The 19,454-nt window shown below is 72.0% G+C and carries 19 protein-coding genes; 4 read left to right on the forward strand and 15 right to left on the reverse strand.

Annotation, left to right across the window (positions count from 1 at the left end):
• Nucleotides 1–13: 13 nt before the first annotated feature.
• The gene (locus VSH64_RS17365) at nt 14–496 is read left to right on the forward strand and encodes a cation:proton antiporter regulatory subunit (RefSeq protein ID WP_326836653.1); all 483 of its coding nucleotides are present in this window, start codon (nt 14–16) and stop codon (nt 494–496) included.
• The gene (locus VSH64_RS17370) at nt 496–1,686 is read left to right on the forward strand and encodes a cation:proton antiporter (protein WP_326836654.1); all 1,191 of its coding nucleotides are present in this window, start codon (nt 496–498) and stop codon (nt 1,684–1,686) included. Before VSH64_RS17365 ends, VSH64_RS17370 begins: the two co-directional genes overlap by 1 nt.
• A gap of 24 nt (nt 1,687–1,710) precedes the next feature.
• Here VSH64_RS17370 and VSH64_RS17375 read toward each other — a convergent pair whose 3' ends face one another.
• From VSH64_RS17375 to VSH64_RS17445, 15 genes are all read right to left on the reverse strand, one after another.
• Complete coding sequence (locus VSH64_RS17375; RefSeq protein ID WP_326836655.1) at nt 1,711–3,108, reverse strand: MmgE/PrpD family protein; 1,398 nt, start codon at nt 3,106–3,108, stop codon at nt 1,711–1,713.
• A complete protein-coding gene (locus VSH64_RS17380; RefSeq protein ID WP_326836656.1) occupies nt 3,098–4,462 on the reverse strand; it encodes an MmgE/PrpD family protein in 1,365 nt (454 codons plus the stop codon). The genes VSH64_RS17375 and VSH64_RS17380 overlap by 11 nt, the downstream gene beginning before the upstream one ends.
• Nucleotides 4,463–4,503: 41 nt before the next feature.
• Nucleotides 4,504–5,877 carry an MmgE/PrpD family protein gene (locus tag VSH64_RS17385; RefSeq protein ID WP_326836657.1) on the reverse strand — a complete coding sequence of 458 codons (1,374 nt, stop codon included), beginning with the start codon at nt 5,875–5,877 and terminating at the stop codon, nt 4,504–4,506.
• 69 nt (nt 5,878–5,946) lie between these two features.
• Nucleotides 5,947–6,930, reverse strand: a complete 984-nt coding sequence (locus VSH64_RS17390) for an LLM class flavin-dependent oxidoreductase (RefSeq protein WP_326836658.1) — start codon at nt 6,928–6,930, stop codon at nt 5,947–5,949.
• A complete protein-coding gene (locus VSH64_RS17395) occupies nt 6,927–7,667 on the reverse strand; it encodes a hypothetical protein (RefSeq protein WP_326836659.1) in 741 nt (246 codons plus the stop codon). The genes VSH64_RS17390 and VSH64_RS17395 overlap by 4 nt, the downstream gene beginning before the upstream one ends.
• Nucleotides 7,664–8,023, reverse strand: coding sequence for an EthD domain-containing protein (locus tag VSH64_RS17400; protein ID WP_326836660.1), 360 nt, complete (start codon nt 8,021–8,023; stop codon nt 7,664–7,666). The genes VSH64_RS17395 and VSH64_RS17400 overlap by 4 nt, the downstream gene beginning before the upstream one ends.
• Complete coding sequence (locus tag VSH64_RS17405) at nt 8,020–8,550, reverse strand: hypothetical protein (RefSeq protein ID WP_326836661.1); 531 nt, start codon at nt 8,548–8,550, stop codon at nt 8,020–8,022. Before VSH64_RS17405 ends, VSH64_RS17400 begins: the two co-directional genes overlap by 4 nt.
• Nucleotides 8,547–9,938, reverse strand: coding sequence for an FAD-dependent oxidoreductase (locus VSH64_RS17410; protein WP_326836662.1), 1,392 nt, complete (start codon nt 9,936–9,938; stop codon nt 8,547–8,549). Before VSH64_RS17410 ends, VSH64_RS17405 begins: the two co-directional genes overlap by 4 nt.
• Nucleotides 9,935–10,573, reverse strand: a complete 639-nt coding sequence (locus tag VSH64_RS17415; RefSeq protein WP_326836663.1) for an aspartate/glutamate racemase family protein — start codon at nt 10,571–10,573, stop codon at nt 9,935–9,937. Before VSH64_RS17415 ends, VSH64_RS17410 begins: the two co-directional genes overlap by 4 nt.
• A gap of 47 nt (nt 10,574–10,620) precedes the next feature.
• Nucleotides 10,621–12,051 (reverse strand): MmgE/PrpD family protein, encoded by a 1,431-nt coding sequence (locus VSH64_RS17420; protein WP_326836664.1) that lies wholly within the window; start codon nt 12,049–12,051, stop codon nt 10,621–10,623.
• Nucleotides 12,048–12,749 carry an ABC transporter ATP-binding protein gene (locus VSH64_RS17425; protein WP_326836665.1) on the reverse strand — a complete coding sequence of 234 codons (702 nt, stop codon included), beginning with the start codon at nt 12,747–12,749 and terminating at the stop codon, nt 12,048–12,050. Before VSH64_RS17425 ends, VSH64_RS17420 begins: the two co-directional genes overlap by 4 nt.
• A complete protein-coding gene (locus VSH64_RS17430; protein WP_326836666.1) occupies nt 12,742–13,473 on the reverse strand; it encodes an ABC transporter ATP-binding protein in 732 nt (243 codons plus the stop codon). The genes VSH64_RS17425 and VSH64_RS17430 overlap by 8 nt, the downstream gene beginning before the upstream one ends.
• Nucleotides 13,470–14,513 (reverse strand): branched-chain amino acid ABC transporter permease, encoded by a 1,044-nt coding sequence (locus tag VSH64_RS17435; protein WP_326836667.1) that lies wholly within the window; start codon nt 14,511–14,513, stop codon nt 13,470–13,472. The genes VSH64_RS17430 and VSH64_RS17435 overlap by 4 nt, the downstream gene beginning before the upstream one ends.
• The gene (locus tag VSH64_RS17440) at nt 14,510–15,544 is read right to left on the reverse strand and encodes a branched-chain amino acid ABC transporter permease (RefSeq protein WP_326836668.1); all 1,035 of its coding nucleotides are present in this window, start codon (nt 15,542–15,544) and stop codon (nt 14,510–14,512) included. Before VSH64_RS17440 ends, VSH64_RS17435 begins: the two co-directional genes overlap by 4 nt.
• Complete coding sequence (locus VSH64_RS17445; RefSeq protein ID WP_326836669.1) at nt 15,541–16,779, reverse strand: ABC transporter substrate-binding protein; 1,239 nt, start codon at nt 16,777–16,779, stop codon at nt 15,541–15,543. Before VSH64_RS17445 ends, VSH64_RS17440 begins: the two co-directional genes overlap by 4 nt.
• 335 nt (nt 16,780–17,114) lie before the next feature.
• On the opposite strand from VSH64_RS17445, the gene VSH64_RS17450 reads away from it, so the two are divergent.
• Nucleotides 17,115–18,518 carry an MmgE/PrpD family protein gene (locus VSH64_RS17450; RefSeq protein WP_326836670.1) on the forward strand — a complete coding sequence of 468 codons (1,404 nt, stop codon included), beginning with the start codon at nt 17,115–17,117 and terminating at the stop codon, nt 18,516–18,518.
• 148 nt (nt 18,519–18,666) lie between these two features.
• Nucleotides 18,667–19,434: an IclR family transcriptional regulator gene (locus VSH64_RS17455; protein ID WP_326836671.1), complete on the forward strand. Its 768-nt coding sequence runs from the start codon at nt 18,667–18,669 to the stop codon at nt 19,432–19,434.
• Nucleotides 19,435–19,454 lie beyond the last annotated feature (20 nt).

The following is a 19,454-nucleotide window of genomic DNA, read 5'->3' on the forward strand; positions in this document are numbered from 1 at the left end:
TACCGTGGCGGGTGTGAACGTCGAAGTGACTCCCCTACCCGGAATCGGTGTCCGCAAGGACTTCGCCACGCGTGCGGGCCGCCGCATCGGCGTCGTGACGCAGCGGGACGGCAAGATCGAGCTCATCGTCTCGAAGGCCGACGACGTAGACGCCTGCCTCGCCTCGCTGCCCCTCACCGCGGACGAAGCGGGCGCGCTCGCGAACCTGCTCGGCGCGCCGCAGCTCGTTGCGCAGCTCACGGAAGAACACCGCGAGCTGCCGGGCATCCACACCCGGCAGCTGCCGATCACCGAGGACGGTCCCTTCGACGGCCGCACCCTCGGCGACACGGCGATGCGCACCCGCACCAGCGTGTCGGTGGTCGCGGTGGCGCGGGCGGGCCAGGTGCACCCCTCGCCCACGCCCGACTTCACGCTCACCGCGGGCGACCTGCTCGTCGCGGTCGGCACGTCCGAAGGTCTGGACGCCGCCGCCAAGATCCTCAAGCAAGGCTGATGGACCACACCGCGCTGTCCCTGATCGAACTCGGCGGGGTCTTCTTCGTCCTGGGCGTGCTGGGCCGCCTCGCCGGGCGGATCGGCCTCTCCCCCATCCCGCTCTACCTGCTCGGCGGCCTGTGCTTCGGCTCGGGCGGCTTGATCCCGCTGGCCGACATCGGCGACTTCACGCACCTCGCCAGCGAAATCGGCGTCGTCCTGCTGCTCCTGCTGCTGGGACTCGAGTACTCGGCGGCCGAGCTGTTCACCGGCCTGCGCCGCTCGTGGACGGCCGGCCTGCTCGACATCGTGGCCAACGCGCTGCCCGGCGCGGCCGTCGCACTGCTGCTGGGCTGGGGCCCGATCGGCGCGATCGTGATGGCGGGCGTCACCTACATCTCGTCGTCCGGCATCGTCGCGAAGGTGCTCGGCGACCTCGGCCGCCTCGGCAACCGCGAGACCCCCGTGGTCCTGTCCATCCTCGTGTTCGAGGACCTGGTGATGGCCCTGTACCTGCCCATCCTCACCGCGATCCTGGGCGGCGTGAGCTTCCTCGGCGGCCTCGAGGCCGTGGGCATCTCGCTGATGGTGATCACCGTGGTGCTGGTGATCGCGCTGAAGTTCGGCCGCTACGTCTCCGCGCTCGTGGACAGCGAAGACCGCGAAGTGTTCCTGCTCAAGATCCTCGGCGCCGCACTGCTCGTGGCCGGCCTGGCGTCCGCGATGCAGGTCTCGGCCGCCGTGGGCGCGTTCCTGCTCGGCATCGCCGTCTCCGGCTCCACCGCCCACAACGCGACCCGCCTGCTCGAACCCCTGCGCGATCTCTTCGCGGCGGTGTTCTTCGTGGTCTTCGGCCTCAACACCGACCCGGCGTCGATCCCGCCGGTGCTCGGCTGGGCGGTGGTCCTGGCCGTGGTCACCACGCTCACCAAGGTCGGCACCGGCTGGTGGGCCGCCCGCCGCCAGCACATCGGCAAGCTGGGCCGCGCCCGCGCCGGCGCCGCCCTCGTGGCCCGCGGCGAGTTCTCCATCGTGATCGCCGGCCTCGCCGTCACGGCCGGCGCGGTCGACGGCGAACTCGCCGCCCTGGCCACGGCGTACGTGCTGCTGATGGCCGTGCTCGGCCCCACGGCCGCGCGGATCGTGGAGCCGGTGGCGAAGGCGTTGCAGCGGAAACCCCGGACCCAGCACAGCGAAGCACCCGCGTGAGCCGCGCTCAGCACCGAGGATGCCTCACGGCTTCTGTGTCATCCGCAGGCTCTCGGTCAGCGGGTGCAGGGACTCGGCGCGGGGCAGTGCGTAGATCTCTTCCCTGACCCGCTCGGCCCCGGCGGCACCGTAGACGCGGCTCAGCAGACTCGTTGCCTTGGCCAGCCGCTCCTCATCGGTCACCGGGACTTCGGGCGTACCACGCGGATGGATGACCGTGCGGGAGACGACCCGGCCGTCGCCGAGTTCGACGCGCACTGTGCCGGCCCGACCGGTGGGCTTGTGCACGTCGAGTTCGGGGTCGTGCGAGACGCTGATCCGGTCCATCAGTGGCCGGAGGGTGGCGAGGTCCAGCAGACCTTCGTCGTCGAGCGCGCCGAACCGGATGGCCGCGGCCACCGTGGCCCGAGCGCTGAACCGGGCGTCCAGGTCGTTCTTCGGCTCGGCGCAGTCGATCGCCATGCCGTCGTCGAAGATCCGCACGTCGACCCGGCGTACGTCGTCCTCGCCGAAGCGCTCCTCCGCCAGCAGGGCGGCCACCGCGTCGTTCACACCGTGCAGGTGCGCACACGAGGGGTGGAGCTTGAAGTAGCCGTTCACGATCTCGTAGCTCGCCCAGGTCCCGTCCGCGACACCGTCGAGCATCGCCTCGGCGTGGAAGTCCTCGGCCAGGAACGGCCCGTAGAACGAGCTCAAGGCACCGGGCCGCGCCGTGAGACCGGCCGCGGCTGCGCGGGCCACGTTGAGCGCTGTCGTGCAGGCCGTCGCGGGGTAGAGATGGTGGAGCGTGGCGCCCGACGTGGTGGTCCAGCGGTCGAAGTGGAGACCGAGCGAGGCGGCGCCGTCGATGCCGGCCGCGACCGCTCGCTCGTCGGCCCCGCTCACCAGCGAGGTCGCCGCTCCGGCGGCGCCGACGGTCACCCAGTTGCCGATGTCGTGGAGGTGCCCGGGCACGCCCCCGATGCCGAGCCCGATGCGAGCCGCCAGCTCGTAACCCCCGACGAACGCGTTGAGGAACTCCCGCGCTCCCACCTGTCGTTCCTCACCGAGGCCCAGCAGGACGGCGGCGACCTGGATGGCGGGGTGCCCCTTCATCCTCGAGTAGCCGTCCTGCCGCTGCAGCACCGAAATCGTGGCACCGTTCAGCAGCACGGCGTCCTGGACGCCGGCGCCACGGCTCTCCCCGAACACGGTGCTCGGTCCCGCGGCCGGCGCGACGGAGCCGCGCAGCGCCCGCATGTCCGGATGGGCGGAGCCGGCGGCCATGACGGCGACCGAGTCGAGCAGGAGGTCGAGCGCACTGACCTGCGCGGCCGCCGGAACGGTGTCCCACGTCGTGGTGGCCACCGCCCGAGCCAGCTGTCCGACGACGTCCGCAGACGCCTCGGTCGGCGCGCCAAACGTCGAACTGTCACTCACCATCGGAGTCCGTCCCTTCTGTCGGCCGGAGCAGGCGGGCGAGGCCGCCGAGGTCCGGGTGGGCCGGGAGCGCACCCAGCCACTCTCGCAACGGGTGCACGAGTTCGGCCGACCTGCCGTGGGTCACCAGCTGGTCGAACTTCGCGTCGAGGACCGCCGCCGGATAGGGGTTGTCGAAGCCGCCCGGGGCGCGATCCTCCACTTCGGACAGTGCTCGCCCGTCGGTGGTGAGCACTTCCACGCGCGCGGTGCGGACGGCCGGTTGCACCCGGGTGTAGTCCGGGTCCTCGACGACGCGGATCCGCGAGGCCAGGGCGCGAACCTCGTCATCGGCCACGACGTCTCCCCGGTAGGCCTCCAGCCCGTTGTGGCCGAGCACCGCCTGTACGGCCACGTTGTAGGGAATGGAGTGCTTGCCGGCGAACCCGTTCGCCGGGGCCGTCTCGTCGAGGCGCGTCGCGGGGGCGTAAGTGAAAACGGTGACCTGCTCGATGTCGGCGCTCGTCACGCCGGTGCGGGCCACGAGCTTGCCCATGGCCTCGATGGGCGCGTGGTTCCAGCGGCTGCAGGCGTGCAGCTTGAAGTAGTTCTCCAGGATCAGCCACCGCTGTCCGAGACCGTCGCCGAGCACGGAGGGCTCGAAGTGCTCGCCGAGCACCTGGCCGTAGACGGTTTCCAAGGCCTGCGTCTCACCGGTGACGCCGCCGCGGGCGGCGTGCGCGCCCAGCACACCCGCGGCCGACGACACGCCGGTCAGCAGATTGCGCACGGTGGCTCCCATGTTGGCCGCCCGCTGCGTCGAAGCGGGGGTCATCGCCACCGCCACGCGAACGGCCTCGATGATCTCGGCGACGGAGAACCCCCGCAGCCGGGCGACGCCGGCGGCGGCTCCCACGACCATGGCGGTGCCGAAGGGGTGGACCGGGGCTCGGAGCGTCAGCGCGAGCCCGGCCCGCGCAGCCGTCTCGTAGGCGGCCACGAAGGCCACCAGGAACTCCCGGCCGCTGCTGCCCAGCTCCTCGGCGGTGGCGAGGACCGCGGGCAGCACATGCGCCGAGGGGTGGTTCGTCGCCCACTGGTTGCCTTCGTCGAGCTCGTAGGTGACGAACGCCTGGCCGTTGAGCAGCGCGGCCGCATAGGACGTCGTGCCCTCCCCGGTCGCCAGCACCGTCGCGGCGCCACGGCCTCCGATGGCCAGTGCCGCCTGCGCCGCACCGGCCACCTCTTTCTCGGCGCCGGCGCCGAGGCCTGCCGCGACGGTGTCCGAGACGATGCGGACGGCCTGCACGACGACTTCCTCCGGGAGGTCCTCGTAGCGGAGCCCGCCGACCCACTCGGCCGCTGCATCCAGTGTCATCGCAACATCTCCTTCGGTCGATCGGAAACGGCCGGGACGGATCAGAGCCGGTGGGCGATCGCGTCGGCGAGGGCCTGCAGGCTCCTGCCGTCCGGGAGCAGGTCCGCGGTCGTCAGGGCCTGCACCACCGGGTCGAGCACGTCGCCGGGAAGGAACGGCCCGACGTTGCCGCGGAACTTCGCCACGATCTCGTCGACGGAGAGCGGATCGCTCGGGTTGCCCCGCGCGTTGCGCACCTGCGCGGTCCCCGAAGAGTCCGCGGTGACGACGGTGACCCGCGCCGGCCGCTCGGCCGGGAGCGCGCCGGTGTACTCCGCCACCTCGACCAGCCGGACCTTGGCGGCCAGGTCCACGACGTCGGGCCGCTCGAACTGCCCGGGCAGGAAGCCGCCGGCGTCCAGGTGCCCGTCGACGACGACGGACGCCGCGCAGCGCGGCACCGAAAACCGTGCGTGCAGGTCGGACTCGCTGCCGAGGCTGTCGAGTGAGGCGGCGAAGGCGAACGTCTCGATCACGATTTCGGTGATGGAGGCCGGCTTCGGCGAGCCGGCGCGCACGAGTGCCTCCCGCAGCGCGTCCAGTGCCGGGTGGACCCAGCGGGCGCAGGCGTAGGGCTTGAGATAGCTGTCCACGACCCGCCAGCGGTGGCCGAGCCCGCCGCCGATCTCCTCGGCATCCGCGTCGGTGGTGACCACGCCCCCGTAGAGCGTGGCGAGCAGCCCCGGGTCGGCCTCGTGGCCGGCGGCGGCCAGCCGGGCGGCGAGCGCGCCGTAGTAGGAGCCGAGCCCGGTCCAGACGTTGCGCACCGTGCCGCCCTGCATCGGCACGGCCAGCGTGGCGGCCAGCGGCAGTGAGCCGGCCAGCTCGATGGCCCGGGCGGTGGTGGGCGCGTCGGCGCCGGTCAGCGCCGACGCCGCGACCGCGGCCCCGATGGGGCCGTGGATACCGTGCGGGTGCAGACCGGGGCGCAGGGAAGTGCCGACGCCGAAGCGCAGCCCCACCTCGCAGCCCAGCACGAACGCGCGGACGGCGGCTGCGTCGTCCACGTCGTCCACACCCTGGCTGCTCAGTGCGTGCAGCAACGCCGGCAGCACGTGGGGTGCCGGGTGTGCGGTCGGTACCGGCGGGATGCGGCCGCCGGCCGGGTGGAACGACCCACCCGAGTCGGCGTCGAGCCAGGTGGCCGCCGCGCCGAGCGTCGTCAGCCGCCCGAACGGGGCGGACTCGTCGGCGGCTTCGGCGCCGAGCAGGGCACCGAGACCGTGCACGGCCGGGTAACGCAGTCCGCCGAGCAGGGCGCCCAGCGAGTCCAGCAGCAACAGCCGGCCGAAATCCCAGATCTGCGCGGGAATCGCTGCCGCGGGCGTCGAGGCGAACTCGCCGAGCGCCTCGACATCCAGGTCCAAGGTCTTCATCCTCGCTCCTTCTTGCTCGGGTTGCTCGCGGTCGGTCCGCGGTGCCGGTACGAGGCCCACCGGCGCACGTCAGCTCGCCGGCTGGGCCGTCGCCAGCCCGGCCCGCAGCGCGCCGGCCGTCTGCGCCAGCCGGCGCTCGACGCCCGCGGTGGCACCGGCGATGACGACCCCCTCGATGCCCAGGGTGGCGAGGGGCCGCAGCCGGGCGGCGAGGGCCGCGGGGGCGCCGGTCAGCACGAATCGGTCGCGGATCAGCGAGTCGATCTCCGGGTCGGCGTCGCGGGCGCCCGCGGACTCCGAGGTGCCGTGGCGGCGGTAGTCGTGGGCCGAGGCCACCGCGGTGACCCGGGCGACGAGCTCCGGCGAGATGCCGTACCAGTCGGGCGACTTGGTGATCCGTGCGGCGCACGAGCCCAGGATCGGGGCCGCGGCCGCTGCCGCTTCGTCGTCGGTGTCGGTCACCACCGCGCGCAGGAACAGCCAGCAGTGGACGTCGGGGCGCCCGGACCGCGCGATGCCGACGGCGCGTTCGATCACGGCGGGCTCGACGCCCACGTCGAGCAGCACCCCACCGAGCGTCGCGCTGGTCTGCTCGATGGTCCGGGGGCCGGACGCGGCGCCGAGCACCGGCCCGAACCCGCCGGGCAGCTGGGCCGACAGCTCGTCGAGCCGAGCGCGAAGCCGCTCCAGCAGGACGCGATAGGAAGCGAGCGACGGGATCGGGAGCCCCTCGTTGCGCAGCGAGCTCTCGCCCCGTGCGACCGCCAGCAACGTCCGGCCGGGGTGCTGGCCCGCAAGCGTCGCGAGGGCTTGGGCGACGACGCTCGGATGGTGCAGCCCGAGCCCCATCACGCACGGCCCGGACAACGCGGCCGTGGTGCGGGTCAGCACCTGCCCGGCCGCCAGGAACGGGTCCGGGAACATCCGTGGGCTGTCCGCGAACCCGACCCCGTCGACGCCGTCGCCCAACGCGGTTCTCGCCGCGGCGAGATGGTCGAGCACGCCGCGCGGCCGGGCGAGGTTCAGCAGGAGCCTCGGCTCTGCGCCGCTCACCGGATCGACTCCAGCAGGTCCGCGACCGTGCCGGTGGCACCGGCTGCCGGTACCGCGTGACCGGCCGCCACCGACAACGTGTACGCGACGCTGCCCGACATCGGCGTGGCCACCTCGACGGGGAGGGTGGCGGCGAGCCAGCCCGAAGCCGCACCGTGCCCGGCCCACAGAGGTGAGGAAGCACGCCGCTGCGGGCCCGGCGTGAGCACGGTGAGACTGGCCGCCAGGTCCAGAATCCGCTCCAGCCCCTCGCCCTCCGCGGGTCCGGCGAACGCCGCGGCCGTCGCGGCGCCGAGCGTCGCGAGGGTCGGCAAGGCGGCCGCCGGAGAGTCGTCGGTCAGGAGACCCTCGGCGAGGCTGCGCACGCAGCTGCCGGCGGCGACCGCGCGCGCGACGCGGTCGAGGCCGGCCGAGGCCGCGTCCGCGGCCGCGAGGGCGGCCAGCAGCGGAGCCCAGTCGAGGTCGGGGCGCGCACCGTCGAGCCGGGCTCCGTTCCACAGCAAGGCCGGATAGGTGGGCGCGACGAGGCCGGTGCCGAGCAGCGGGAAGCCGCCGGCCGTCGCGATCTCCTCGGCCCAGGACGCCAGTACCCCGTCAGGTGCTCCGGCGGAGAGCGTGCGCAGCTCGCCGACCGCGATCGGCGCCGCGGCCTCCAGCGCGTAGACCGCATGCGCGGCCCGCGCGAGCTCGGCGGTGAGCCCTGGCGCCGGCGGGGTGAGGATGCCCGCCTGGGTCACGACCGGTTCCTGTCCACGGTGACGCTGTCGGTGATGAGGTAGAACCGGAAGTCCGTCCGACCGCCCGGTCCCCGCTCGGCGGGCAGCGGGTTGTCCGCGAACCAGTCGCGGTAAGCCTGATACGCCGCCTCGTCCGCGAAGTGCATCTCCGCGATCCGGTAGAACATCATGCTCGGCGGAACCTCGGCGGTCCCTCCCGACGCCGTGGTCACCGGACGAAGCACCTTGTTGAACACGATCCGGTCGAGGTTCGGGTTGGCGAGCAGGTCGGGTGCGTGCACGTCGAAAAGCCAGCGCTCGTACTCCTGCTCGCTCACGCCCTCGACGATGTCGTACCCCAGGATCGCCTTGATCACGTGTCTGTCCTCCGTGGTGTGATGGTCCAGCTGAACGCCTGCGCGCCCGTCCCGAAGCCCTCGAGCCGGACCCGGCGTGGTTCGATCCGCACTCCGGCGAAGTTGGCGTCGAGGTCGGCGCGGTCCCGCAACGGCGCCTTCGTGTGGCCCGCGGCCCGCAGCCGCGTCGTGTGCCGGTCGTAGACCTCCCAGGTGGCCTTCGCGTCCAGCGGCCGCGCGACGCCGCGGACGAAGACCACCCGCGGGATCGTCAGGCCGAGGTCGAAGGTCCACGGCGAGTCGTTGACCGAGTCGTCGGCCGGCGTGCCACCCCAGATCGCCAGCACCCGGTCGTCGTGGCGGAGCTGCTCGACCCTGCGGTGGGTCCGGCGCTGCACCAGTTCGACGGCCCAGTCGTCGGTCGGGAACGCGCTGGTGGTCCGTCCGACCAGGGCGCCGCCCGCGCCGAGGGTGACCAGCTGGGCGAAGCCGGCCTCCTGCCGCACGAAGTCCAGCGCCCGGGACCGGGCGGCCGCCTCGTCGGTCATGCCGTGGTGTCCGAGCCCGCGGCGCGGTGTTCCGCCGCCACGGCTGTGGCGGCGAGGTAGGCCAGTCCGAAGGCGGGCAGGAGGCCGTTACCGGCCAGGTAGCCCGAGGCGCCGTGCCCCGAAATCCCGGCGGCCGCCCCACCTGAGGCGTAGAGGCCGGGAATGGGCCGGTCGTCGCCGTCGACGACCCGCGCCGACCCGTCCACGACCAGGCCGCCCTGGGTGTGGAAGAGAGCCGGCACCACCTTCACCGCGGCGTACGGCGGCTCGAGCGGTGCCTCGTAGTCGCGGCCGAACCGGTCGGGGATCTCGCCTCGCGCCGCCCGCGCGGACTCGTCGAGCTCGGCGGTGAGGGCCTCTTCGGGCAGGCCCGTCGCGACGGCGAGCGCCCGCGCGTCGTCGGCCCACACTTCGGCGCCGGACTCGACGGTCTGCCGGAAGTCCGTGAACGGCATGCACAGTTCGTGCACCCGGCGGTCGAACACGACCCAGCCGGTCGCTTCCGGCCGGGCCGCCAGGGAGGGGCCGAATTCGGAGTAGCCGGTGGTCTCCTTGGCGAAGCGGCGGCCCGTGGTGTCCAGCATGACGGCGCCGTGCATGATCGTGGCCCAGCCCAGCAGCGTCGAGGACTTCGCCGCCAGCGCTCCGTGGCCCTGATAGGCGTCCAGGAACGCGGTCGCGGCGCCCAGCCGGGAGCCGATCCGGAGCGCATCGCCGCGCGACGTTTCGCTGCCGTGGTAGGTGGCCGTGGCGATCTCCGGCATGTGCTCGGCGACCAGCTCGGGATCGGCACCGTAACCGTTGGTGGCGAGCAGGACGGCCGGGGTCTCGATGCGCTCGGAGTCGGCGTTCGGGTCGGTGACCACGACCGCGGCGACCCGGCCCTCGGCGTCCAGCTCGACCTCGGTGAGCCGGGCCGGCACCAGGAAATCGATCCGCGAGTGGGCCCGCGCCTGCCGGGCCAGGTGGTCGATGAGCACGCTGCCGTGCCGCTCGGGGATGGTGTGGCAGCGGTCCACGGAATGCCCCGGGTAGTGCATGTCGGTCATCAGCGAGATCTCGAGGCCGGCCTCGTCGGCCAGCCACTCGACCAGCTCGCCGCTGACGGCGGCCAGCGCCCGGGCGAGCCGCTGGTCGCCGCTGCCCTTGGTCTTGCGGTCGACGTCGCCGGCGAACACCTCGACCGAGTCCTCGATCCCCTGCTCCCGCTGCCAGCGGCTGTTCACGCCCGGCACCATCGCCGTGCACATCGCCGTGTTGTTGCCACGGAGGAAGTGCTCGCTCGCCTCGACCACGAGGACGTCGAGGCCGAGCTGGGCGGCGCGCAGGGCGGCGATGAGCCCACCGCCGGCGCCCGCGACGACGAGGTCGGGTCCCTGTGCGCTCATCGGCCCGCTCCCGCCGCGACCAGTTCGAGGGCGCGCAGCACGGGGTCGAACACCGGCACCGCCGAGGGGTGCTCGGGATCGACGTCGACGGCGGAGCAGCCGTTGAGCAGCGTGCGGGCCCCCTTCGCGGCCAGCACCTCGGCCGCCTCGTCGAGGCGCTGCTGCCACCCCGGCCCGTCACTGATCGAGTCGAAGGGCAGGTCGAGGATCTCGATCTGCCCGAGCCACCGCTCCCAGCCGTACGCGGCCGCGACCCGGCGCATCTCGGCGGCGATGGCCTCGTTGCGGACCACCGCGCCCATCGGCGCCGCGAGCGCGGCCGCGAGGGCCAGGTTGAGCTTGAGGATGCCGACCACCGGACGGTCGGTCTCCTCTTGCAGCCGGGCGACCGCGGGGTCGAGCACGCAGTCGGCCATCAGCACGTCGTACCCCGCGGGGGCGGCGGCGAGGGCCCGGTGGACGTAGTCGTCCGAACGGGCGATGTCCTCGGCGTTGTCGAGCTGCTCGGGCGCACCGTGGGCCAGATCGTGCAGTTCGACGGTCACGCCGGCCGGGCTGATGGCGTCGTAACGTTGTTGTCGCCGGGCCAGTTCCTCGACGCCGACGTGCAGGGGTGTGGTCGCGAAGATCCGCATGGGTGGTGGCTCCTCCTCGAGGACGGGCGGGGTGCGGCAGGTGAGGATCAGACAGTGGCGAGCACGCGCAGGACGTCTCGCACGCCCCTCGCCTCGGGCAGTGCGGCGGCGCAGTCGACCGCTCGCTGCAGCGCCGCCTCATCGCCCAGCAGGTCACGCAGCAGTACGAGAGTCCGCTCGTGGTCGAAGGGCTCGTGGGCGGCGTCGCCGACCGGGTTGGCGACCTCGTGCCGCAGGACCCGGCCGTCGGTCAGCGTCAGCTCGACGGCGGCGCCGCGGGCGTCGGGCAGGCGGGCGTCGAACTCGGTGCCCGAGACGACCTCGACCCGCTCGGCCAGTGCGGCGAAGCGGTCCTCCCGCGAGTGGTCGAAGCCGTCGGGAGCGACGCGGCCATCGAGCAGCGCGGTCGTCACCACGTAGGGAATCGAGAACATGGCGGCCAGCCGGTTGCTCCATCGGGTGCGGCCGAGCGCCGCCGCCATCGAGTACGTCGTGACCCGCACCCGGGTGATGTCGCTGTCGGCGAGCCCGTCCTGGCGCAGTTGTTCTCGCAACGCGAGGGTGGCATCCGCGCTGGGGTGGGTGAAGGCGCACGAGGCGTGCCGTTTGAAGTAGCCGAGCGCGATGTCCCAGCGCAGGCCGAGCTGCTCGACCAGGGCGACCGGGTCGAACGTGCCGAGCAACCCGCCCAGGCTGTGGGCGGCGATGCCGGTGGCGTGCGCGATCCCGGCCTTGGCCAGTCGCGCGGCGGCGAGCCCGGCCACGTTGCTGGCGCCCATCCACTCGTTGCGCACCGCGTTGCCGTCGAGTGCCGCGGAAAAGGGCCCGGCGATCGGCATGCCGCTCGCGGTGTCGACGGCGGCGGCGATCCCCGCGGCGTCGAGACCGAGCAGCTTGGCGCAGCCCGCGGCCGCGCCGGTGACGCCCCAGTTGCCGTGCGGGTGCAGACCCGGCGCGCCGCGGCTGGCGCGGCCGTACCGCGCGGCGACCTCGTAGGCGACGAGCAGGGCCGTCGCGGTGGCCGGACCGTCCGTGTCGAGCGCGCAGGCGAGGGCCAGGACCGCCGGGAAGCCGTGCGCGGCGGGGTGGCCGGCCGCGAACTTGTTGCCCTCGTCCATCTCCAGGCTCACCAGCGCCGTGGCGTTGAGCCAGGCCGCGGCCTCGACCGTGGTCTCGACCCCGGTCCCGAAGACCGGTACCGGTCCGGGTGAGGGCGCCCACGCGTCCACGAGCGCGGCGCGCTCGGGAAGCCGAGCACCCAGGACCGTGACTCCGAAGGTGTCGAGCAGGACCAGACGCAGCCGCTCTCGCACGTTCTCGGGTACGGCGTCCCACCTCAGCGCGCCGGCCCAGCCGGCGAGCCGGCCGAGGGCCTCGAGTGCCGCCTGCTGATCCGGGTCGAGCCCGACTTCGTTCGCTTGATCCGTACCGGGATCAACGGTAACCGTCTTGCCCACCTTCTCCGTCGTTTCGTTCACAGGCCGAGGTAGGCCTTCTTGACCCGCTCGTCGCCGGCCAGCTCCTTGCCCGGGCCTTCGAGCGCGATGGTGCCGCTCTCGAGCACATAGGCCCGGTCGGAGATCGAGAGCGCCTGAGCGGCGTTCTGCTCGATCAGGAGAACCGAGACACCCGTGTCGCGGATAGCCGCGACGGCCTTCAGCACGTCCCAGGTCAGCTTCGGCGAGAGGCCGGTCGACGGTTCGTCGAGCATCAGCAGCCGCGGCTTCGCCATGAGGGCCCGGCCGATGGCGAGCATCTGCTGCTGGCCGCCGCTCATGCTCTGGGCCGCCTGCTTGCGGCGCTCGGCCAGGATCGGGAACAGCTCGAAGATCCGCTCCAGCTCCTGCGTCATGCGCACGCCGCGGCGCGTCCACGCGCCCAGGACGAGGTTCTCCTCGACTGTCATGGGGCCGAAGAGGTCGCGATCCTCGGACACCTGCACGATCCCGCGCCGCACGATCTGGTGCGGCCGCAGCCCGGTCAGCGGCTCGCCTTCGTAGGTGACCGCACCGGAGAGCGCACTGATCAGTCCGCTGATCACGCGGAGCGTGGTGGTCTTGCCGGCACCGTTGGCGCCGACGACGGAGACCAGTTCCCCCGGCCTGACCCGCAGGCTCATGTCGTGGAGGATCTGCAGCTTGCCGTAGCCGGCAGCGATGTTGTCGAGCTCAAGCACCGGGCAGCTCCTGTCCGAGGTAGGCCTCCACGACCGTCGGGTCCGCGACCACTTCCGCGGGCTCGCCGGAGGCGATCACCCGCCCGCGGTCGAAGACGACGACGGAGTCGGAGAGCTGCATGACGGCCTGCATGATGTGCTCGACGAACACGAGCGTCAGGCCCTCCGACTCACGCAGGTGGGCGAGCAGTTCGACGACGGGCGCCCGTTCGGCGGGCACGAGGCCGGCCAGGACCTCGTCGAGCAGCAGCAGCCGCGGACGGGTGGCGAGCACCCGGGCCAGCTCGAGCCGCTTCAGCGCGGCTGTGTGCAGCGAGTCGGACACCATGTCCGCCCAGGCCGCCATGCCGGTCGCTTCGATGACGTCGTGCGCGTGGTGATGGGCGCCGCGGTGATTGCCGCCCCGCGACAGTGCTGCCGCGACGACGTTCTCCCGGACCGTCATGGAGCCGAACGGACGCATCAGCTGGAACGTTCGCGCCATGCCGAGCCGCGAGATCCGGTGCGGCGACATCCCGCTGACGTCCTTGCCGAAGAGCTTCACATGGCCGGTGTCCGGCCGCAGTGCGCCGGCGATGACGTTGAAGAACGTCGTCTTGCCCGCGCCGTTCGGCCCGATGATGCCGACGATCGAACCTTCGGCGACGTCGATCTCGACCTCGCTGAGTGCCTGGACGCCACGGAAGGACTTGCTCACGTCGCGTACTTCGAGAGCGGTGCTCATCGACGCTTCCACCAATCGCGGATCGATCCGACGATGCCTTTGGGCAGGACGAGGGCGATCACGATCAGCAGGATCGAGTAGAGCACCACGTCCAGTCCGCCCCGGCCCGAGAGGAATTCCAGGAAAGCGGGCGGGTCGCGCAGCCAGCCGGCCGTCAGGTCCGAGAGCGGGCCGAGGATCAGCGCGCCGACGAGCGGGCCCCACAGGGTGGCGACGCCGCCGATGACCGCCGGGGCGATGGCCTGGACCGACTGGGCCTGGCCGAACGCGATGTCGGGATCGACGAACATGAAGTACTGCGCGTAGAACATGCCGGCGACGGACGTGATCGCCGCGGAGAGCGCCATCGTCGTCAGCTTGACCCGCATCACGTTGACGCCCAGCGCGTCGGCCGCGTCCTCGTTGTCGCGCACGGCGACCGTGTGGATGCCGGTGCGCGACCGAAGGTAGAACATCGTGATCAGCAGGCAGATCACGACCAGCGCGAGGCCGATGTAGTAGTACTGCGGCGCGTTGGCGGCGAACTGCAGCATCGACCACGAGTTGTCGGGCAGCAGCGGGACGTGGAACCCGGTGGTGCCGTTGACCCAGCTGGTGTTGGTCGCGAGCAACCGCAGCATCTCGGCGAAGGCGAACGTGGCGAGCGCGAAGTAGGCACTGCGCAGCTTGTAGCGGAAGGCGAGGTAACCGATGCAGATGGCCACGAGCGCCGCCAGCATCGCTCCGACGACCAGCGAGATCCACGGCGAGAGGCCGAAGTGCTCCAGGAGGTAGACGTCGGTGTACGCGCCGATGCCGAAGAACGCCGCGTGCCCGAAGCTGAACATGCCACCGTAGCCGCTCATCAGGTTCCAGCCGATCGCCATGATCGCGAAGATCAGCACCCGGACCGCGATGGTCTGGCTCGACTCGGGCAGGAGTGCGGGAGCGAAGGCGGCCAGGACGGTGATGACGACCAGGATGATCAGGGACCGCTGGATCGACTGGCGGCGGTTCCGGACCGCCGCTGATCCCGGTCGCGTCTCGGTGGTGATGGTCATGATGACGCGGCTCCGAAGATGCCCTGCGGACGGATCAGCAGGATGAGCAGGAACAGGATGAACACGCCCAGCAGGGGGCTCTGACCGGCGATCGCGACACCGCCCAGCTGCTCGACGAGGCCGACGATCAGACCGCTGATGACGGCGCCCATCACGTTGCCCAGCCCGCCCATCACGACGACGACGAAGGCGAGGATGTTGAACTGGTCGCCGGCGGTCGGGGTGATCGTGGTGAACGGCGCGATGAGCATGCCGGCCGCTCCGGCGCAGGCGGTGCCCAGGCCGAAGGTGACCGCGTAGACCAGCCGCACGTCGATGCCGACCAGCCCCGCCCCCTGCCGGCTGGCCGCGACGGCACGGATCGCCCGGCCGAACGAGGTGCGCTCCAGCAGCAGGAAGACCAGCACGGCCAGGACCAGGGCGCCGCCGAGGGCGATGACCCGGGACAGGTTGGCGACGGCGCCGAACACGTGCACGCCGGGGTCGCTCTTCAGGTTCGCCGACAGCGGGTCGCCGCCGAAGACCAGCAGGAGGACATTGCTGATCAGCAGCGACAGGCCGAGGGTGATCAGCAGCTGGCGCTCGAGCGTGCCGCCCATCGTGCGGTTGAGGAGCAGGAGCTGGATCAGCACGCCGAGCACGAAGAGCCCGAGGATCGCGACCGGGAGGGCGATGTAGGGGTTCAGCCCGGCCTGGTGCGCCACCTCGTAAGTGATGTACAGACCGACGGCGAGGAAGGCGCCGTGCGCGAAGTTGACGATGTCGAGCACGCCGAAGACGAGGGTGAGGCCCATCGCGAGCAGGCTGTAGACACCGCCGGAAATGATGCCGGTGAGCAGCGCCTGGCCGGTGATGCCCATGCTGCCCGAGCGCAGCAGCGCGGCGATGAAGAGAACGACCAGCAACGCGCCCGTCACGATCAGCGGCGTCGAATGGCGCAGGCCCAGCCGAGACGTGGCGCGGCTACCGCCCCGGAGGGCGGTCCCGTCCTTCGACGGGACCACCTCTCCGGTCTTCGTCGGGCCGGTCACTGGCCCGGGTTCGCGGGGTAGACGGGGCTCTTGACCGCAGCGGACTGCGGGTAGACCACGACCGGAGCACCGTTCTGGACCTGGGTCAGCACGGGCAGCGAGGTGGAGTTCTCGCCCTTGTCACTGAACTTGATCGGGCCGTCGGAGAGCGTCAGCGGCGTCAGGTTGGTCTGCGCGATGGCGTCGCGAACCTTCGACGCGTCGGTCGAGCCGGCCTTCTCGAGCGCTGCCGCGATGACCCGAACCGAGTCGTAGGCCAGAGCCGCGCCGGTGCGCGCCTCGTCTTTGTAGGTCGTCTTGTACAGGGCGCTGAACGCCTTGGCGTCGGCACTCTTGTCGTCGAAGTGGTAGTTCACGTCGAAGTAGCCCTGGGAAGCCGAACCGGCGTCCGTCGGGAACTGCGGCTGGTCGAACGCACCGTCGGCCGCGCCGACCACGGCATCGAGGGCCGGCTTGACCGTCTGGATCGCCTTCGCGGCGAGGACGCCGTCGCGGTAGTAGCCCGAGACGACGAGGACGTTCGCGCCGCTCGCCTTGACCTGGGCGATCTGGGTGGTCAGATCCGAGACGCTGGCCGCGTCGTAGGTGATCTCCGGACCCATCTGGAGGCCGCTCTTCTGGGCCTCGGCCTTGAACGCCTGGTAGACCCCGGTGCCGAACGCCGTGGCCTCGTGCAGGTAGGCGACCTTGGTGACCGGGCGGTTCGCCGCCGCGGCGATGGCCTTGACGTACTGGGCCGCAGTCGTGCCGAACCGCGAGTTCTGCGGCTGCATGCGGAACGAGTACTTGTAGCCGTGCGAGAGGATCGCGTCGTCGCCCGAGACGTCCATGACGAAGGGGACCTTGTTGCGCTCGGCGACGGCGGCGACATTGGCGCTCACGGCGCTCTGGTAGGTGCCGACCAGGGCGACGACGCCGTCACCGACGAGCCGCTGGGCCTCGCTCTGGCCGGTGTCCGGCGTGCCCTTGGTGTCGCCCCCGTCCAGCTCGAGCTTGGCGCCACCGAGCGCTTTGATGCCGCCGGCGTCGTTGATGGCCTTGATGCCGAGCTTCACGCCGTTCTCGAGCTGGGTTCCGTCGCCCGCGTTGGCACCCGAGAGGGGGTGCAGGGTGCCGATCTTGATGACCTTGTCATTCCCGCTCGAGCCGCCGCTGCCGCCGCCCGCACAGCCGGCGAGGAGGACGGCCCCGAAGCCGACCGCGGCGACCAGCTTCACGAAGGATCTTGTACGCATCCTGAGGGCTCCTGATCTTGATGAAGAGTTCCGCTGTGATCGTTCCGCTAATCGGAACGCCCCGATCGAGTTCCGCTGACTGTGGCATGTGGTCGTACTCACGTCAAGTGGAACATTGATGATTGAGGTCACGCGCACTTCGCGACCGCAGAGCCGGACTCCGGGCAGAGCGCAGGTTTCGCCTGGGCATTGACTCCCACCGGGACGGCAGCCAGACTTGTTCCGTCTACAGAAACGCAGTTGTTACAGTGGCTTCCGGCGGTGGCAGCCGGCCGCGCGCGTCCCGTGCGCGGCGCCCGCCCCGCACCTGTGCCCCGGCTATCGAGGAGATCCCCGTGGAAAGCGCGTCACCGCCCGTGCCGAAAGCCGGCGCCGGCCTCGCCGCGCGCCTGGGCACCTTCGCGGCAAGTATCCGCGAGCCCGCGGCCCCGGACGCGGTGCGGCACCGGGTACGGGCGCTCGTCGCCGACGTGGTGGCCACGGCGGCCGCCGGTCTGACCCGGCCCGACATCGCGGTTCTCCAGGCCACCTACGCGATCGGTGCCGGCCCCAGCAGCGTGCTGGGCCGGCGGACGGGTTTCCCGCCGGCCCAGGCGGCATTCCTCAACGCGATGCCGGTCGCGCGCGAGCAGCTCCAGGACGGGCACCGGCGCGCTCGCGGCCATCCGGCGTCCCACGTGGTGCCGGCCGTTCTCGCCGCCGCCGAGGCCTGCGGCGCCGATGGCCCGGCGACGCTGTCGGCCGTGCTGGCCGGCTACGAGACGGGCGTGCGGATCGGCCTCGCGATGGGCGGGACCCCGGCCGGGGTCCACGACATCGGGACCTGGGCGACGCTCGGGGCCGCGGCCGGCGTTGCCCACGTGCTCAGCGGTGGCGACGCGGAGACCATCGCCGCGGCCATCGACTCGTGTGCCGCGCTGACCACGGTGCCCGACGCGGCGGGGGTCTTCGACGGCTGGACCAGCCAGAACCTCTACCTCGCCTGTGCGGCACAGACCGCGGTCATCCACGGCCAGGCGGCCGCGGCGGGCCTCCGGGCGCAGCCGGGAACACTGGAACGCCACTTCGCCCGCTGGGTCGCGGCCGACCAGGGCGGATTCTCCGAGCGGCTGAGCGCACTGGTCGCCGCCGACGACTGGACCATCACCCAGGGGTACCTCAAGCGCCACCCCACCTGCGCCCTGCTGCACGGTGTCAACGACGCCGTCGAGGACCTCGCGACCCGTCCTTACCGGCCCGAAGAGATCGCCGCGGTCACGGTCCGCACCTACGCCGCGGCGGCCGCGTTCGACGACGTGCTGCCCCGCAGTGAGATGGCCGCCCGGTTCAGCATCCCGTGGAGTGTGGCCGCCGGTCTGGTCCTGGGCACACTGCGGACCCACGCGTTCGAGTCCGGCACCCTCCGTGGCACCGCGGTGCGGGATCTGGCGGCTCGGGTGCGGGTGGAGCACGACCCGAGCCTCGACGCCGGGTATCCGGCGGGGCGCCCGGCCACGGTCACCGTGCGGTTCACCGACGGCACCCAGCTCACCGCGTCACGCGACGGCGCCCCCCGCGGTGACGGGCCTGACGCGGTCGACGACCCGGTGGTCGGCCGAAAGGCCGCGACCCTGCTGACCGACGCCGTCGGTGAGAGCGGGGCGCGGGCCGTGCTCGCGGCCGTGGCCTCGCTCGGCCAGGACGGCCCGATCCCGTTCGGCCTCGTGCTGCGCACGCTCGACGTACGACGGCCGTCGTGAAAATCGGCCCCGGCCGCACCGGCCGGCCCCCGGGCCCCTCGGGTATCGCGCCGGGGGCGCGATCCGCGGATCCGACGGGCGAACGTGATCCGCGCCGACCTTGCCTCGTTTCGTGAGGCCGAACTTGTCCGGAAGAAAAGGGGATCCTGTGGTTCGCGAACGGACGGTCGAGACTCCGGGAGGGACCGAGGCCGCGGACCGGGTCGCCGACGTCCTCCTCCTCTTCGCGCGGTCCGACAGTCCGCTCGGGGTCTCCCAGATCGCCCGTGACCTGTCGTTGAGCAAGGCCGTCGTCCACCGGATCCTGCAGTCCCTGGTTTCCCGCTCACTGGCGAAGGTGGTGCCCGGTGGGTCGTCCTATGTGCTCGGACCGGCGGCGCTGGGTCTCTCGGCGCGGGCGTGGAGCCAGATCGACGTGCGCAGCATCGCCTCGCCGATCCTTCGTCGGCTGCGCGACACCACCCGGGAGACCACGACCCTGTCGGTGCTCGTCGGCAACGAGCGGATCTACCTCGACCAGTTCGAATCTCCCGAGGAGGTGAAGATGGTCATCGAGATCGGGCCTCGGTACCCCCTGCACTCCGGTGCTTCGAGTCGCGCGATCCTCGCCTTCCTCTCGCTCTCCCTCATCGACGAGGCGGTCCGGCAGCTGCGCGCGCGGCGCGCCGGTCTGGACGAAGACGGCTACCGCGACGGCCTGGACCGGGTGCGCGAGCAGGGATATGCCACGTCCATCAACGAGCGCAACACCGGCGCCGCCTCCATCGCCGCACCGTTCTTCGACTCGGCCGGCAACGTGATGGGCTCCATCAGCTCCTCCGGTCCGGCCTTCCGCTACGCGATCGAGGACCACGAGGAGCACGCGGCGCTCGTGGTCGAGGCGTCGCACGCCATCACCCAGCGTCTGCGCGGCTGACCCAGCCCCCGACCCGACAG

Origin of the sequence: Amycolatopsis rhabdoformis, from assembly GCF_035918295.1 — a bacterium.
In the GTDB taxonomy this organism is placed as follows: domain Bacteria; phylum Actinomycetota; class Actinomycetes; order Mycobacteriales; family Pseudonocardiaceae; genus Amycolatopsis; species Amycolatopsis rhabdoformis.